Raw genomic sequence first — 16,226 nt, 5'->3', positions numbered from 1 at the left:
CTCGATCGAACCAGGTCAACGCCGGCCGGTCGCTGGTCTGCTCAGCCCGCCCAGATGGCGTCCGCCCACTCCGGGTGGTCGATGAACGGGTTGCGGTTGTGCTGGATCTCGTCGTAGATCACGTCGTTGCGGTTCTGCTCGAACTCGTCCGGCGGATCCTGCTCGTTCCACTGCAGCAACATGGAGATCTTGCCGATGTTCGGGTTGGAACCGTTGTCGACCTCGTCGTTGACCTCGAGATCGGCGAACCCGTCCTCGCCGTCGTAGCGGACGTCCATGTACATGATCATCCGAGCCACGTCGCCCTTGACCTCATCGCGCGGCTCCCAGGAGTCGCCGTCGACGAAGTTGCCGGGCGCGTCCTCGACCTCTTCGCCGCCCTCGTCGAAGTCGAGGTTGCCGCGGGTCGAGTTGACGGTGACGTCGGTCGGGCGCAGGTGGTGCACGTCGGTGCCCGGACCGGTGGCGGTGCCGAAGTCGCCGTGCGACTTGGCCCAGACGTGTTCGCGGTTCCAGTCGTCGGAGTCACCGCCGTTCTGGTCCTCGCTGCGAGACTCCCCGCTGTAGAGCAGGATGACGTTCGCCGGGTTCGCGGGGTCCTCGTCGGTCATCTTGAGCGCATCCCAGACCTCGTCGTAGGACAGCTGCGTGACGTCGGTCGAGATGATCGTGTGGAGGGACGAGCGAAGCTCCTCGCCGGTCTTGCCTTCTGCATCGTCGTAGTAGCCGTCGGGTACGTCGGCTACATCTGCTACGCCAACCTGTGCCGTCGGCTGTGGGGTCTCCACTGCCGCGGCCGGGACCTGCGAAACACCGGCAACGAGGCCGAGCGCCAGCAGGGCGGTGGACATCGACTTGGTACGCATGGGGGCTCCCAATCGCAATGGACATCGTCGAGAGCGGTCGTACCCGGCGGTTCATGCGCAGAAACATGAACGCCGATCTAACAGTTCAACGGCGCGGCCGATACTCCGCCGGTTTGCCCTTCATCGCCGCGGCACGTGCGATCTTGCTGTTGGCACCTCGGAGCAGGCCGAGCTGAAGTGATCGCTCGGCACGCAGTGCGGCGCGTACGGGAGCGCTGCGAGTGCGGTTGATGAGCGACTTCGCGGCAGCAACCGAATCGGGCGAGCGTTCGGCGATCTGCGCGACGAGCTGCTCCGCAGCTTCGAGAGGGTCGGCCGCAACGCCGGTCACGAGCCCGATCTCCCCGGCGTACGTGCCGTCGAACATCTCACCGGTCATCACCAGTCGCTTCGCGGTGTCGGCGCCGATCAGCTCGCGCAGCGTGACAGAGCCGGTCATATCCGGGATCAGCCCCCATCGAGCCTCCAGGATCGCAAGTGAGCAGTCGGGAGTTGCGAACCGGAAGTCGGCGGCGAGCGCGAGCTGCATCGCCCCGCCGTAGCAGTGTCCGTGGAGTACCGCGACAACCGGGATCGGCAACGTACGCCACTCCCAACACACCTGCTGGAACAGGTTCGTCGTGCGCCACGGCCAGCGGATGAACGCGCGTACGACATTGGAAGGCTTCTTCAGCACACTCGCGAAGTCGAGACCCGACGAGAACGCCGGACCGTCACCCACCAGGATCACGGCCCGTAGCGTGCGGTCGTTGCGGAGCCTTCTCGCGGCGGCGACAAGCTGCTCGAGCATAGGCAGATCGAGGCCGTTGAGCTTGTCGGGGCGGGTCAGGCGTACGTACGCAACGGCGTCACGTACGTCGACCTCGACTCGGCGTGGCTGCGGCTCGCTCATCTCAGTGCCCATACCTTCGTTGGCGTCGCTCGCGCTTGAGCTGCCGCTTGGCCTTAGGGCCGGAGAGGTCGTTCGTCTCGTCGGGAAGCCGGTAGATGTCACACCCGCCCATCAGGTTGAACGAGCGAATGCGTACCCGCGGTGCACCCGGACGCGGCGGGCGGTGCGACCCGCTCTCACCCCGACCGCCCATCAGGGAGAAGCCGGTGACCTCGAGGTCGATCGTGTCCGGTACGTAGATCTCGATGCCGCCCATGACCGTGAACGCGGTGATCACGACCTCGTCGCCGTCGAGCTCGGCGTTGCGCAGGTCGATCTCGCACCCGCCCATGACGGTGATGATCTGCAGGTCCTCGGCGACCCGCCAGCGGCCCTTACGGTCGGTACCGCCCATCACCGAAAGAATCCAACGGCTGACCTTGCGGCGACGCTCCGGCTTCGCCGTGGCGACGTCGGGAAGGTCCGTGAGCAGCTCGTCCAGCTGACCGCGGGTCTTCGCCTCCATCGCACGCTCCATCCGCTCCTCGTGCTCGGCGAGCGTGAGCCGGCCTGCGGTCGCGTGCTCAGCCAGCTGGTTGACGACGGCGTCGCGGTCGGCGTCGGAGACTCGCAGCTCATGCCCGGGGCTCGGCTCCGGGACGGGCTTCGGCTCGGCGGGCTCGATCGAGTCGGACGGTTCGCTCACGGCACTACCGTAGCGGCGACCGGTAACGGGCAGGTCTCACCTGCCACGGTTCACGCACCCAGCACGCCCCGGCTCCCTCTAGCCAGGGAGGCGGTCGCTCCACAGGGGGATGCCGACCCCGTCCAACGCTCGCAGCATGGTCACCATGGTCACCGCTCGAACTGCCTCCAGCCACCTCCTTCCGACGTCTGCCCATTTCGAGCAGCCCTGGCGCATTCACGCCATTGCCCCCGACTTCACCGTCGAGGATGTGTGGGCACTCCCGACCCCCGGCGGCCCCGACGACTTCGCGAGGCTGGTGAAGTTGAACGCCGGATTCGACTCCCACGAGAATCCGTCCTTCATCGTGCAGTCGCTGTTTCAGATCCGCTGGAAGCTCGGGGCGATCTTCGGTTGGGACGGTGCAGGCGACGGGGTCGGAAAACGCGTACGGTCGTTGCGGGATCGACTTCCCGAGGACCTGTCGAACGGCCCACGCGGTCCTGAGACCCCGAATGCACCGTTCAGCCCCGTGTATCTCACCCACAACGAGTTCGTCGACGAGTACGCCAACAAGACCGTCCACCTGCTTAGCCACCACAGCTGGGTGGTCATGCCAGACGGCAGCTACCGCGGTCAGATGGCGATCCTGGTCAAACCGAACGGCTGGCTCGGCAAGCTCTACCTGGCAGCTATCAAGCCATTCCGCGCGTGGCTGGTCTATCCCGCTTTCATGCGGCAAATGGCAAAGGACTGGCAGCGACTCCAGGACGAGCAGCCGTAAGACCTGCCGAGCTCCTGAGGAGCGGCGGACGGGCCGGGCGTACGAGAGTTCGGCGCGTAGTCGTTGGTGTACGCCGCCGGGATCAACGACTGCGCACCGAACTCCCAATCCGTTCAGATCGCGCGGATACTCCCACCTGCCTCGGCGGGCGCATCGACCCGCACACTCGCGATCCGCTGCACGATCTCGTCGGGGAACGGTGCCGACCGGCGGCCGGTCACGTGCACACCGAGAGCCTCGGCGGTCGCCCGCAACGTGTCGTCGAACCAGAGCTCGTGCCAGAGCCGGAGCAGCTTCACGGACCCGCCGATCACCGTTGACCGCACCTCGACCTCCGCGTCCGGCGGAACCTCCGCGAGATAGCGAAGGTGTTGCTCGACGGTGTACAGAGATGAGTCGTTGGCTTCTCGGTACGCCGCGTCGAGGCCGACTCGATCGAGCACCTCATCGGTGGCGTGCCCGAAGATCACCGCGTAGTAGCCGTCGTTCAGGTGCCCGTTGTAGTCGACCCAGTCCGGACGTACCCGCTCGCGCCAGACGATCATGCGCGCCCCAACGCCCGGAGCATGGCGATGACACCTCGGTCGCGTTCGCCGACGAGGTCGTCGATGCTGCGACCGTCGGCCTCACGCTCACACCCGTCGACCATCGCGTCGCGTAGCGCGGGGGTGAGCTCGGTCGACTCGAGTCGGGTCCACGGCGCCTCGAGCGACGGCCCGAAGTGGTCGAGCATATGGGCCATCCCGCCTTGTCCACCGGCGAGATGGAAGGTCAGGCATGGGCCTTGGACCGGCCAGCGAAGGCCGGGTCCATCGGTGATCGACTGGTCGATCTGCTCGACGGTCGCCTCTCCGGCGGCGACCATGTGCAACGCCTCCCGCCACAATGCCTCCTGCAACCGATTCGCGATGAATCCCGGCACCTCACGGTCCATCGTGATCACCGACTTACCTGCGTGCCGGAGGAAGTCCGAGGTCCATGCGACGACGTCAGGATCGGTCTCCTCGCCGCCGACGACCTCGACCAACGGGATCAGGTACGGCGGATTGAACGGGTGCGCGACGACCGTACGCTGCGGGTACGCGCACGCGGTCTGCATATCGGTCATCGGAAAACCCGAAGTCGACGATGCGATCACCACCTCGGGCGGCGCCACGGCATCGATGTCGGCAAGCAGCTTCCGCTTGAGGTTGAGCTGCTCTGGCGCGCTCTCCTGTACGACGTCAGCCTGCGAGACAGCTGTCGCCAGATCGCTTTCGTACGTGAGGTTCTCGATGCTTGCGCCCGCCGCCAGTCCCAGCTCGGTGAGCGCCGGCCAGGCACTCTCCACCAGATGACGTAGTCGCTGCTCGGCATCTGGCGCCGGATCCCATGCAACAACTCGGTAACCGCGAGCGAGAAAGTACGCGACCCAGCCTCCGCCGATGACTCCGGCGCCCACGCAGGCGACAGTACGTACCTCTGCTGGTGCGACTCGTTGTCCCCCGCTCATCTCAGGCCCTCGGCTTCAGGTTGAGGATTTCGCGCGCCTCGTCCGGCGTCGCAACAGCTGCGCCCATCGACTCGACAATGGTGCGCGCTCGCTCGACCAACTGAGCGTTCGTCGCCTTGACGCCCTTGCTCAGATAGAGGTTGTCCTCGAGACCCACGCGTACGTGCCCTCCGAGCAACACCGACTGTGCGACCCAGGGCATCTGCATCCGGCCGAGCGCGAACGATGCCCATACTGCTCCCTCCGGAAGCTGGTTGACCATCGTCGCGAGCAGGCTCGGATCGGCCGGCGCACCGTACGGAATGTCCATGCAGAGTTGGAACATCGCAGGGGAGTCGATCAAACCTTCCTCGACCAGTCTGCGGGCGAACCACAGGTGACCGGTGTCGAAGATCTCCATCTCCACGCGCACGCCCAGCTCCTGGATCTTCTTCGCACCCGCCCGGAGGATGTCGGGTGTGCTGACGTACACGAGGCTGCCTTCGCCGAAGTTCAGACTGCCGCAGTCGAGGGTGCAGATGTCCGGCAGCAACTCCTCGACGTGCGCGAGACGCTCGACGCCGTTCACGAGGTCCGTGCCCTCGACAAAGTTCGTCGGCTGCTCCGGGTCGACCATCAGATCGCCGCCCATACCCGCTGTCGTGTTGATGACGACGTCGACTCCGCTGTCGCGGATGCGCTCCACCGCTTCCCGGTAAAGCGCAACGTCACGAGATCCCTGTCCTGATTGCGGATCACGTACGTGAACATGCACGATCGCTGCCCCCGCTCGCGCAGCAGCGATCCCCGACTCCGCAATCTGCTCCGGGGTCACCGGAACGTGCTCCGACCTGCCGACTGTGTCTCCAGCGCCGGTGAGGGCGCACGTAATGATGACGTTGCGATTCACGGTGACCTCCTCTAGTTGGTTCTGCCCTATGTGCGTGAGCCCACGACCGCATCGCCGATCGCGGCGAGGCCGAGATAGCTCAGATCGCGGAACTGCCGATCGGCGAGCCAGTCGTCGTACGGCCACTGCGATGTCTTCACGATCACGACGTCGGCGGCGCGGTCCACGTAGGTGAACTGTCCGCGGCTGCCGTCGGCGGCAATGCGCCGACCGTGGAGGTCCAGCGGCCACCAGTGGTACGCAAAGCCGACGTGGGTACTGATGCCGCTTGGGAGACGCCCGGGTTCGAGGAACCGAAAGGGCGGCCGTACCGCCGCGTCAATCCACTCCTCGTCGAGGACTCCAGCGCCTCCGGAGGTTCCGTCGACCGCAAGCATCCCGATACGTGCCCAGTCGCGAGCACACGCGGCAAGCCCGCCCCCCGCGAGCGGTACCCGCAGCGCGTCGATTCCGACGACAGCGTCGCGCTCGCATCCGAGCGTGTCCCACAGACGTGCGAGATCCTCGACATAGGTCAGGTCGGTCGCGCGTTCGCGTACCCAGTCGAGCACCTGGGAGTCGGCGGTGCAGTATTCGTACTGCGTGCCGGGGCGCGTACGCGCATTGATGAGCCGAAGTAGCGCCCGCGAGTCGCCCGGGGGATCTCCGAAACATCCGACGAGTCGTGACGCGAGCGTGCCCGAGTCACGATGATCCTCGACCCAATCGACTCCGGACGTCATCGTCAGCAGCGATCGCACGGTTACGTCTTGGTACCCGGTGTGCTCGAGTTCGGGTACGTAAGACGCCGCGAGGTCGTCGAGACCCAACACTCCATTCGTCACAGCACGTCCGACGAGGTGTGCGAGGGCCGACTTCGTCATCGACGCACCGAGGAAGAGGGTGTCTGGGCCCAGCTCGTCCGCGTACCACTCGTACACCAGTGTTCCGCGGTCGACCACGAGCAGCGATGTGCCGTACGTATCGGCGATCCACTCGTGCAGCGTGCGCATGCGGCCCCCACCGGCGACGACCGTGTCGAACGAGATGAGGTCCGTCGGCAGCGGTCTCGCCGAGCGCGCGGCCAGCTTTTCGTACCCCTCGGCGGAGGAGAGGTGCGGATCGACCAGCCGTAGCTCTGAGAGCTGCGACCCGTTGGTGCGGGACTTCATGGGCCGTGTCAGTCGATCCGCGGACTGTTCGCGAGCAGGTTGCGGGTGTACTCCTCCTGCGGGTCGTCCATGACCTCGACAACGGATCCGGACTCCACAACCCTGCCTGCGTTGAGGATCTGGATACGTGCCGCGATCGACCTCACGAGCGCGAGGTTATGCGTCACGAACAGCATGCTGATCCCGCGCTGTTTGCGAAGATCCTCGAGCAGCGAGACGATCGAGCCCTGAACCGACACGTCGAGAGCGGACGTGATCTCGTCGCATACGAGCACGTCGGGCTCCGCAGCGAGAGCGCGCGCGATCGCCACACGTTGGCGCTCACCACCCGAGAGTCGGTTGGTCTGCAGCTTCAGGACTGTCGGCCCGAGTGCCACCGCATCGAGCAACTCCACGACGCGGTCACGTGCCTTGCGTCCTTTCGCGAGACCGAACAGCTCCATCGGCCGGCGTACGATCTGCTCGATCGTCAGGCGCGGATTCAGCGACAGGTATGGGTTCTGGAAGATGTACTGGACCCGCTTGCGGTCGGCCGCAGGCCTGGCCCTTGCCCCCTTCGCCAGGTCGTGTTCATCGAATCGGATCGACCCGGACCAGTTCTTGTGGAGCCCGCCGACACAGCGCGAGATCGTGGTCTTGCCGCTGCCTGACTCGCCGACGAGGGCCACGCACTCGGAGCGGGCCAGGTCGAACGACACGTCGAAGACGACATGCTTGCGCCCGTAGAAGACGTCGAGACCGTCGACGGACAGCATGAGATCGCGCTCGGCGAGCGGGTCCGAGTCGGGAACGGTACCGAGGTTGATGTCCCAGCTGCCGATCTCGGTCGTACGGATGCATCGTGCCGCGTGTCCCGGCGCGATCGCGACGGGGGCGGGCTCGGTCGTCGCGCATGCGTCGACCGCGCTCGGGCATCGGTCGTGGAATCGGCATCCCTCGGGCCGGCGGCCGGGCCCCGGCGTACGACCTGGAATCCCGCCGAGTGCCCGCGCCCGGGACAGGTGCGGGATGGCGTCGAGCAGTGCCCGCGTGTACGGATGCGACGGGTGGTCGAAGATGTCGCGTCGAGAGCCGAGCTCCACGATCTGGCCCGCGTACATGACCGCGACCCGGTCGGCGATGTTGCCGATGACGGCGAGATCGTGAGTGACATACAGTGCGGCGACCTGGTGACTGCGGCACAGCTGGTTCATGGTGTCGAGCACCATGCCCTGAGTGGTGACGTCGAGCCCGGTCGTCGGCTCATCGAGTACGAGCACCTTCGGACGCGGCAGGAATGCCATCGCCAACGCGACGCGCTGCACCTGCCCGCCGGAGAGCTGATGCGGGAACCGCTGCAGGAACTCGTCGTCGTTCGGCAACCCGACCTCAGCGAGGCCGTCGCGCGCACGCTCCATCCGCTCGTCCGCGCTGCCGACGTTGCGCAGCTCGAGCAGCTCGACGATCTGTCGGCCGATCCGGATACTCGGGTTCAGCGCGGAAGCGGGATCCTGCGGCACGTACGCGATCTCCTCGCCGCGCAGCTGGCGTACGTCCTTCCACGACATGGCGAGCACATCGTTGTCGCCGAGCAGGACGCTGCCAGCGTCGATGGCCGCGCCCTCGCGGGCGTACCCGAGTAGCGCAGTGCCTACCGTCGTCTTGCCCGAGCCGGACTCGCCTACGAGGCCGACGACCTCGCCGGGAGCGAGTACGAGGTCGATGTCTTCGACAACGTCGATCCCGCTGCCGGACAGTTCGACGCGCAGGCCGCTGACCGTGCAGGCGCTGGCCGCAGTGGCGGTGTCCTGGGTCGTCTTGGTGGTCACGACTCGTCCCCCTTCGCGGCAAGCTGGGTGATGCCGTCGGCCATCAGGTTCGTACCGATGGTGAAGATGCCGATCATGATGACCGGTGCGAGGACACCCCACGGCTGAACGAGCAGAGCGAGCCTGTTCTCGTTGATCATCTGGCCCCAGTCGGCGGCGCCGGGATCAGTGGAGAAGCCCAGGAACCCGATGCCCGCGACCATTCCGATCGAGTACGTGAGCCGCAGACCGGCTTCGGCCAGCAGCGGGGCATTCATGTTCGGCAGGACCTCGGCCAGGATGACCCGGATGCGACTCTCACCCATCGCTTCGGCCGAGGCAACGAAGTCACGTGAAACGAGTCCGAGCGCTACGCCACGAGCAACTCTCGCAACCCTTGGTGCGTGCGAGACGCCCACCAGGATGACGATCATCCACCATTTGGGCTGCTCGACGGCGGCGAGTACGAGGAGCGCGAGCAGGATCTGCGGGAAGGCGAGGGCGACGTCGTTGAGCCGCATCAGACCTTCGTCGATCCAGCCGCCCGCGTACGCCGCAACGACGCCGATCAGGATGCCGAGCACCATGCCCAACAGCGTTGCCAGGAAGGAGATCAGCAGAATCGAGCGCCCACCGGCGAGCACCCGGCTCCACACATCCTGGCCGAGATAGTCGGTACCGAGCCAACCCTTCTCGTCGCTGAAGGGGTCGCCGACGATGGCGTTCTCGCCGTGTGGAGCGATCCACGGGCCGACGATCGCCAGCACGATCACCACCAGGGTGATGACGAGGCCGACGACCAGACGGTGCTGGCCAGTGACGCGCTTGATGCTTGCGGCGGTGAAGACACTCATGACGAGATCGCCGTCCTCGCTCGCGGAGTGAACAGGATCGACAGCACGTCGGCGACGAGATTCACCACAACGTAGACAGCCGCGATGATCATCGACAGCGCTTGCACCATTGGGATATCGCTGTTGCGTACCGAGTCGACGAGGCTCGCACCGATGCCTGGATAGGAGAAGAGGTACTCGACGATCACGATGCCGCCGGCCAGCCAGGCGAGCTGCAGCGCAATGACTTGAATGCCAGGCACGATCGCGTTGAGCAGCGCGTGTTTGCGGAGTACGACCTTCTCCGGTATCCCCTTGAGCCGGGCGAGCTCGACGTAGTCACTGTCCAGCACCTCGAGCAGCGTCGAGCGCACGATGCGGATGATGTACGGCGCGACCGCGAGCACCAGCGTCGCGACCGGCAGAATCATCGACGCGGGATTTTGCCACGGGCCCTCTCCACCGGCACTTATCGTGACGGCCGGCAAGACATGCAGCAGAGTGGTCGAGAAGACGGCCACCAGGATGATGCCGATGACGAACTCCGGTAGGCCGGCGAGCCCGAGGAGCACGATCTGGATCACCTGGTCGGTACGCCGACCGCGCGCATTCGCACAGATCAGCGCGATGCCGAATGCAATGGGGATCATCACGACGGCGGCGATCAACACGAGTACGCCGCTGTTGATGACTCGGTCGCCCAGTAGCTCCGACACGGGCTGCTGGTTGGCGACGGAGGTGCCGAGGTCACCCGTGAGTAGATCGCCCAGCCACTGGACGTACCGCTCGACGATGTTGTCGTCGAGGTGCAGCTGTTGGCGAATCTGCTCGGCGCGTTCGGGGCTCGTCGCCGCGCTCTTGCCGAGGATCGCCTTCACCGGATCGCCCAATGAGGTCGTCGCGACGAAGACGAGCACCGACGTGAGCCACAGCGTCAGCACGGCAAGGCCGATCCGCCGGATCAGCCACATCGTCCACGCGGCCGGAGCGGAGCGTACGCGAGGGGCGAGCTCGTTCGGGTCTGCGGTCGCGGCGTCGCTCATCGCTGATCCCTCATACGAACGACACCCGCCGGAACTGGAACGACGTGCACGGCATGTAACGGTGCGGCACGAAACCCTGTACGAGGTTGGAGTAGCCGTCTACCTGGCGCTTGAATCCCCAGATGATGTAGCCACCGGTCTCGTACTCGATCTCCTGCGCGTCTTGCAGGATCTGATTGCGCTTCTGCTCGTTGGTCTCCTTGCGGGCCTGGGCAATGAGCGCGTCGAACTTCGGATCGTTGAAGTGCGTCTCGTTGTACGTTGCGCCCTTCTGGGCGCAGACCGCGACCTGCGGGATGTAGTTGCGGGTGTTCCAGAAGTCCTGCGCGAACTCCCATGACAGGTAGCGATCGCCGTAAAACGTGTTGGGGTCGGCCTTCGTCAGTCGTACGTCGACTCCCGCCAGGCGAGCGTGGTCGACGAACAGGTTCGCCGACTCGACGCCGCCCGCACCGACGGCGGTCGACGTGACCAGCTCGATCTGCATGCCCTCCTGCCCGGCTTGCTTGAGCAGCGACTTGGCCTGGTCGATGTCCTGTTCGCGCTGCGGCAGGTCTTTCGCGTACGCGGGGTCGAACGGCGAGTAGAGGTCGTTGCCGAGGAAGCCGTAACCGTTGAGCGCTTGGTCGATCATCTGCTGGCGGTCGGCGATCAGCCGCAGCGCCTGGCGTACGCGGTTGTCCTTGAACGGCGCGACATCGACGCGGATTGTGAACGGCACCCAGGCGCCGGTCTCGGAGATCAGCGCCGACGATCCCTGGTCGCCGATGGAGTCGACGAGGTACGACGGGAGGTTGTCGACGCTTTGCACCTGCCCGGCGAGTAGCGCATTGACCTTGGCCGCGTCGTCGGCGAAGTCATAGATGAGCAGCTCGTCGACCCATGCTGGATCGCCCCAGTAGTCGTCGTGGCGGAGGAAGCTGCTCTGCAAGCCTGGTTGGAAGGTGTCGTACTTGAACGGACCCGTGCCGACGGGGTTCTTGATGTCGAAGTCGGTCGGGATGATGCCGACGGTGTACTCGGCGAGTAGCTGGTCGAGCACCGCATACGGCGACTTCAGCGGCAGCTCGATGGTGTACGGATCGCGCGTACGCGCGTTCTTCAGATCGAGAATGCCGGACAGCTCGACGCCGCCAGAGGTCGGCTCCTTCGGATCGGCGACGCGGCTGAGGGTGAACAGCACATCGTCGGCGGTCATGGTCTTCCCGTTGTGGAAGATCACGTCGTCGCGCAGCTCGACCGTCCAGACGGTGGCGTCCTTGTTGGGCGTTGCCGCTTTCGCGAGCCCCGGCTGGATCTTGTACTTCTCATCCCACTGCAGCAACGGCTCGTACAGGTTGCAGCATCGCGCGATGTCGGGGTTTGTGACCGGCGAGTGCGGATCGAGCGTGTCCTTGAGGCCGCCGCCGGTCGCGCCGTGGCTGAGGACGCCGCCGCGCTTCTGCGGCGCAGTCGGGTCGGGCTTCGGTGGCACGGCCCCGCACGCCGTCAGCGAGCCGAGCCCGGTGGCCCCTGCCGCGGCGTACGCTCCGAGTCGGAGCACGTCGCGGCGGGAGAGTCCGTTCATCGGCCGATCCACGTCCCTGCGTTGTCCTCGTCGTGCTGTGACTACTGTTCGTAATGCGAGCAACCTTCGAGCAATGCGAACATAGTGAGTATCTGGGAAGCCGTCAAGAGAGGTGCGCGATGTCGGCAGCGTCTGACCAGGTCGATCCGGATCACCCGTCACGCTCGGGTCGCGTGCAGTCGGTCGACCGCGCGATCGCGCTGCTGCGTGCCGTCGCCGCGGCAACGGACGACCGCGCGAACGTCGCTGCCCTGGCGGCGGACTCGGGCCTCAACCGGGCGACGGCGTGGCGAATCCTGTCGACTCTCGAAGCGCAGGAGATGGTCGTACTCGATCGGCCGACCGGGCGCTACTCGATCGGTTTCGGTGTCGTCGAGCTCGCGGGCGCCGCGGGCGTCGGTGTGCTCGTCCGGTCGGCGCACAAGGTGCTCGAACGCGTTTCTCTGCTCACCGGCGAGACGGCGTCGCTGGCCGTCGTACGCGATGCGGGCTTGACGTACGTCGATGAAGTCGCACCGCCGGCCGTGGTCTCGGCTACCTGGCGCGGCCGCACCGTCGCACTCCACGCGACCTCGACCGGTAAGGCGCTGCTCGCGTACGCCTCCGACGAGCTGCTGCATCGCGTACTGGCCGAACCCCTCGTACGACACACCGACACCACGATCACCGACAGCAAGGCGCTGCTCACCGAACTGTCCGCGACACGTCGCCGCGGTTACGGCGTCTGCCGCGGCGAGTACGAAGAGTCGGCGTGGGGAGTGTCGGCGCCGGTCCTCGACTCAGGTGGCCGCCCGCTCGCCATCCTCAGCATCTGGGGCCCGCGCGGACGCCTCACCGAAGCCCGGTTCGATCCGCTGGGCGAGATCGCCCGCGAAGCCGCGACCGAGATCAGCAGCCCCGGCCGCCGCGGCTGACCCGAGAGTCCGGCCTGGGAGATCTGCAGCGGCAATTCCGCACTGTCACCCAACGTCCACCCACGTGCAGATCGATGCCTTGCGATGATGGGGCATGCGTACTCGCGGCGTCTCGTACACCTCTGGCGTCCACCCGGTCGACGAGGTACGACGGATCATGCGCGTCATCCGCCGAGATCTGTTCTGCACGAGTGTCATGCTCATCGACAGTGAAGTCGAGACGCTCGTCGAGGCTGCTCGGATCGCAATAGACGAGGGCCTCGACATCGTGGTCCGCCCACAGCTGCCGGACGCTCGGGCGAGCGAGCTGCTCGGGCACTTGCAGCGGATGGCTCGCGCCGCAGAGGAACTCCGGACCGTCACGCCGGAACGCACGGTGTCTCTGCTCATTGGCACCGAGTTCTCCCTGACAGCCCGCGGCATCGTCCCCGGCCCGCACCAGATGTTACGGCTGGCTTTGATCCTGCGCGCGGGGCGGCTGCTGCGCGGCCGCATCGCACGGGGGCTCGACCGACTCCTGACCGACGCCGTGTCAGTGGCGCGCGAACACTTCGCCGGCCAGTTGGGCTACGGGGCAGCACTGTGGGAGGACGTGGACCACGCACCGTTCGACTTCGTCGGAGTCAACCTCTACCGAATCGGCACCGACGCGGTGAGCTATCGCCGACGCGTACGCGAATTGGTTGCGTCTGCGGGAAAGCCAGTCGTCATCACCGAGTTCGGCTGCGGCGCCCAGACCGGCGGCGATCGTCGTGGGCCGGGGTCCTTCCAGGTCGTCAACTGGTTCGCCGACCCGCCGAAGATCAAGAACGGAAACGCCCGAGACGAATCGGTCCAGGCGACGTACCTCGCCGAGCTGATCGACGTGTATGCCACCGAAGGTGTCGAGGGCTGTTTCGCTTTCACGTTCTGTATGGCCGATTTCCCGCATCGCCCCGACGACCCTGCACACGATCTCGACCTCGCCGGATTCGGGTTGGTCGCGGTGCATCCGGACGACGCCAGTACCTGGCGGCCCAAGGAAGCGTTCCATGCCGTGGCCACCAAGTACGGAGCAATGGCCTGAGCGCAATTCCGCAGCAGCACCACTGCCTCGGTGGCCGCATAGATCTCAGAGCCCAGGCCGTACCCGCCCGCCGAAAACCCGTTGTGTCAGCCGGGCGCCGGTGAAACGGTTCCGAGGTGCTGATCAGACGCGAACGCCCTGGCGACATCGACATGGTCCGCGACGTCACCGCCGCAGCCTTCCGCAGTGCGCCCCACAGTGCTCCGCCTGTCGAACCCGGCGGTGAGCCGGGTGAAGCAACCTTGGTGTCGTGGCTGCGAGACGACGTCGGTTGGATCCCGGAGCTGTCCCTGGTCGCAGTCGACGACGGTGTGGTGGTTGGCCATGTGGTCTGTACGCGAGCGCACGTCGACGAGCATCCGTCCCTCGGCCTCGGGCCGGTGAGTGTGCACCCGGAGGGGCAGAAGACGGGCATCGGCTCGGCTCTGATGCACGCCGTACTCGGCGCGGCCGACGCACTGGACGAACCCCTCGTGGCGCTGCTCGGCGATCCTGCGTACTACCGTCGATTCGGATTCGTCCCGGCCGCATCGGAAAGAGTGACCGCTCCGGACAAGGCCTGGGGCGACTACTTCCAGGTTCGCACCCTGACTCGGTACGACGGCCAAACCGGGCTCTTCCGCTACGCCGCACCGTTCGACCGACTATCGCCTCAGTAGTCGAAGCGACCGAGACCCGGAACCCGACCGCCGCGGCTGTGCTCCCTCGACCACGCGATACTGGTGCGCCACAGTGTCCGTACGAGTCACACTTCGCGGGAGGCAAACGAGTGTCGATGCGAGACAAGCCGTGGACGGTCCAGTGGCACATCGCTGCGGACGGCACCGTCATCAGGCAGCGTTCGAAGGGCGAGGAGTCCCATCAACAGTTGTACGGAACCCACGCCACGACCAGGACTCTGGAGATGGCCGACCTCGAGGCTCTCGATACCCGCATTGAACGGACCCGTCGTACGTTCAATGTCGTTGCGGCCGTCTTACTCGTTGTCGCGGCGATCGACGTGGCTGCACTTGCCATCGGCCTGGTCCTCAGCCTTGCCGGTGTCGACGCGGGCGCAGCGATCACCCTGCCGGCGATACTCCTGTTGGTCGTACTGCTGATCGCAACCGGAGCGGTGCAGGGTCTGATGATCAGCCGCTTCAATCGGGCGTGGACCGATGCCGGCTTCGAATCGTCAAACCAGGTGACGATGGCGTCCTCCGAGGCTCGTACGCTGATCGCCGCGCCCGGAACGGTCTCCGGACCCAAGGTCAGGGTCAAACGCGCCTGACGCGGTGCCGACCATCGAGTTTCGTGCGCTCGTCAACCGGTCCTACTACGGCGGAGTCAGCACGACCTTCAGCCGCCCGGGCGCGGGTCTCGCGTAGAGCTCGTACGCGTCCTGCGCGTCCAACACCGGCATCGTATGCGTGACGTACGCGGCCGTGAGCACGTCGTGTTTGAGGACATGTTCCTGCGCCTCCCCCAGGAAGCGGACCCAGTCCTGCGTGGCACCGGCCCACATGGTGAGGTTCTTCCGGAAGTACGCGCGCATGGGAAAGACGTAATGATCCTCGGGAAGCCCGAAGACGAGTAGCTCCCCACCGAACGCAGCGGCTTCGACGGCGTCCACGACGATCTCCTGGCGGTGGCCGATCGCATCGATCACGAGTTCTGGGCGCGCGCCGTCGCCAAGGCCGTTGGCCCAGGTGCGTACCTCCGAGGTCACCAGCTCGTCGATGCCGAACTCCGCACCGACGTCGGAGCGATCGACCCTGTCCACTCCGATCACATGCGCTGCGCCATACGCCTTCGCCACTTGAGCAAATAGGATGCCGAGTGGCCCCAGACCGAGTACTGCAACAGTCTTGCCGGCTACGTCGGAGACGTTCGAGTAGGCGCTCAGCACCGTTGAGACGGGCTGCACCACGGTCGCCTGCTGATCACTCAGCCGGTCATCGACATGATGCAGATAGTGCGCCGGATTGACAACGTACTCCGCCAGTCCGGCCGACCTTGCGACGATTCCGACGACCCGATCGCCGGGCGCGAACCGCTCGGACCTGCTCGTCTCGATGTGACCGACGAACTCGTGCAGTGGTACGCCCGGCAACCCGGTGTACGGATTGTCGGGGTCGACGTGGCCGAGGAACTTCGGGATATCGCTGCCGCAGATCGATCCGGCAAGGAACCGCATCAGAACGTGGTCCGAGCCCACGTCATCCGCTGTCGGCCCGGGAACGTCCAGGCGCTCGAACGCCGCCGGCCGAGGCTGCCGTAGCTGCCACATCATTGACTG

General features: G+C 65.9%; 17 protein-coding genes. 5 read left to right on the top strand and 12 right to left on the bottom strand.

What is annotated here, in order from left to right:
- Nucleotides 1-41 precede the first annotated feature (41 nt).
- From MU582_00770 to MU582_00760, 3 genes are all read right to left on the bottom strand, one after another.
- On the bottom strand, nucleotides 42-866 hold the full coding sequence (locus tag MU582_00770) for an endonuclease (protein ID UPK75202.1): 825 nt from the start codon (nucleotides 864-866) through the stop codon (nucleotides 42-44).
- An 85-nt stretch (nucleotides 867-951) separates the two neighbouring features.
- Entirely contained in the window at nucleotides 952-1,758 is an 807-nt protein-coding gene (locus MU582_00765; protein ID UPK75201.1) for a crotonase/enoyl-CoA hydratase family protein, read from the bottom strand.
- 1 nt (nucleotide 1,759) lies between these two features.
- Complete coding sequence (locus MU582_00760; GenBank protein ID UPK75200.1) at nucleotides 1,760-2,443, bottom strand: DUF1707 domain-containing protein; 684 nt, start codon at nucleotides 2,441-2,443, stop codon at nucleotides 1,760-1,762.
- Between the two features lie 136 nt (nucleotides 2,444-2,579).
- On the opposite strand from MU582_00760, the gene MU582_00755 reads away from it, so the two are divergent.
- On the top strand, nucleotides 2,580-3,206 hold the full coding sequence (locus MU582_00755) for a DUF2867 domain-containing protein (GenBank protein ID UPK75199.1): 627 nt from the start codon (nucleotides 2,580-2,582) through the stop codon (nucleotides 3,204-3,206).
- A gap of 113 nt (nucleotides 3,207-3,319) precedes the next feature.
- On the opposite strand, the gene MU582_00750 is transcribed toward MU582_00755, so the two are convergent.
- From MU582_00750 to MU582_00715, 8 genes are read right to left on the bottom strand one after another with little or no spacing between them, the layout of a single operon-like run.
- Complete coding sequence (locus tag MU582_00750; GenBank protein ID UPK75198.1) at nucleotides 3,320-3,751, bottom strand: thioesterase family protein; 432 nt, start codon at nucleotides 3,749-3,751, stop codon at nucleotides 3,320-3,322.
- Nucleotides 3,748-4,698: a 3-hydroxyacyl-CoA dehydrogenase NAD-binding domain-containing protein gene (locus MU582_00745; GenBank protein ID UPK75197.1), complete on the bottom strand. Its 951-nt coding sequence runs from the start codon at nucleotides 4,696-4,698 to the stop codon at nucleotides 3,748-3,750. Before MU582_00745 ends, MU582_00750 begins: the two co-directional genes overlap by 4 nt.
- Before the next feature lies 1 nt (nucleotide 4,699).
- A complete protein-coding gene (locus MU582_00740; protein ID UPK75196.1) occupies nucleotides 4,700-5,587 on the bottom strand; it encodes a 3-keto-5-aminohexanoate cleavage protein in 888 nt (295 codons plus the stop codon).
- A 26-nt stretch (nucleotides 5,588-5,613) separates the two neighbouring features.
- Entirely contained in the window at nucleotides 5,614-6,738 is a 1,125-nt protein-coding gene (locus tag MU582_00735; protein ID UPK75195.1) for a beta-lactamase family protein, read from the bottom strand.
- Nucleotides 6,739-6,746: 8 nt separating this feature from the next.
- Nucleotides 6,747-8,546 carry an ABC transporter ATP-binding protein gene (locus MU582_00730; GenBank protein UPK75194.1) on the bottom strand — a complete coding sequence of 600 codons (1,800 nt, stop codon included), beginning with the start codon at nucleotides 8,544-8,546 and terminating at the stop codon, nucleotides 6,747-6,749.
- Nucleotides 8,543-9,379: an ABC transporter permease gene (locus MU582_00725; protein ID UPK75193.1), complete on the bottom strand. Its 837-nt coding sequence runs from the start codon at nucleotides 9,377-9,379 to the stop codon at nucleotides 8,543-8,545. Before MU582_00725 ends, MU582_00730 begins: the two co-directional genes overlap by 4 nt.
- Complete coding sequence (locus MU582_00720; GenBank protein ID UPK75192.1) at nucleotides 9,376-10,401, bottom strand: ABC transporter permease; 1,026 nt, start codon at nucleotides 10,399-10,401, stop codon at nucleotides 9,376-9,378. Before MU582_00720 ends, MU582_00725 begins: the two co-directional genes overlap by 4 nt.
- Nucleotides 10,402-10,411: 10 nt before the next feature.
- Complete coding sequence (locus MU582_00715; protein ID UPK75191.1) at nucleotides 10,412-11,968, bottom strand: ABC transporter substrate-binding protein; 1,557 nt, start codon at nucleotides 11,966-11,968, stop codon at nucleotides 10,412-10,414.
- Nucleotides 11,969-12,087: 119 nt separating this feature from the next.
- On the opposite strand from MU582_00715, the gene MU582_00710 reads away from it, so the two are divergent.
- From MU582_00710 to MU582_00695, 4 genes are all read left to right on the top strand, one after another.
- Entirely contained in the window at nucleotides 12,088-12,882 is a 795-nt protein-coding gene (locus tag MU582_00710) for an IclR family transcriptional regulator (protein UPK75190.1), read from the top strand.
- A 94-nt stretch (nucleotides 12,883-12,976) separates the two neighbouring features.
- A complete protein-coding gene (locus MU582_00705; GenBank protein UPK75189.1) occupies nucleotides 12,977-13,948 on the top strand; it encodes a hypothetical protein in 972 nt (323 codons plus the stop codon).
- Nucleotides 13,949-14,064: 116 nt separating this feature from the next.
- Nucleotides 14,065-14,607, top strand: coding sequence for an N-acetyltransferase (locus MU582_00700; GenBank protein ID UPK75188.1), 543 nt, complete (start codon nucleotides 14,065-14,067; stop codon nucleotides 14,605-14,607).
- Between the two features lie 116 nt (nucleotides 14,608-14,723).
- Nucleotides 14,724-15,218 (top strand): hypothetical protein, encoded by a 495-nt coding sequence (locus MU582_00695; GenBank protein UPK75187.1) that lies wholly within the window; start codon nucleotides 14,724-14,726, stop codon nucleotides 15,216-15,218.
- Nucleotides 15,219-15,263: 45 nt separating this feature from the next.
- Here MU582_00695 and MU582_00690 read toward each other — a convergent pair whose 3' ends face one another.
- A complete protein-coding gene (locus MU582_00690; protein ID UPK75186.1) occupies nucleotides 15,264-16,220 on the bottom strand; it encodes a zinc-binding dehydrogenase in 957 nt (318 codons plus the stop codon).
- Nucleotides 16,221-16,226: the final 6 nt, after the last annotated feature.

It is taken from the genome of Nocardioidaceae bacterium SCSIO 66511, assembly GCA_023100825.1.
GTDB lineage: Bacteria > Actinomycetota > Actinomycetes > Propionibacteriales > Nocardioidaceae > Solicola.
Note: the sequence above shows the minus strand (reverse complement) of the source record. Positions and strands in the feature narration are given on the sequence as shown.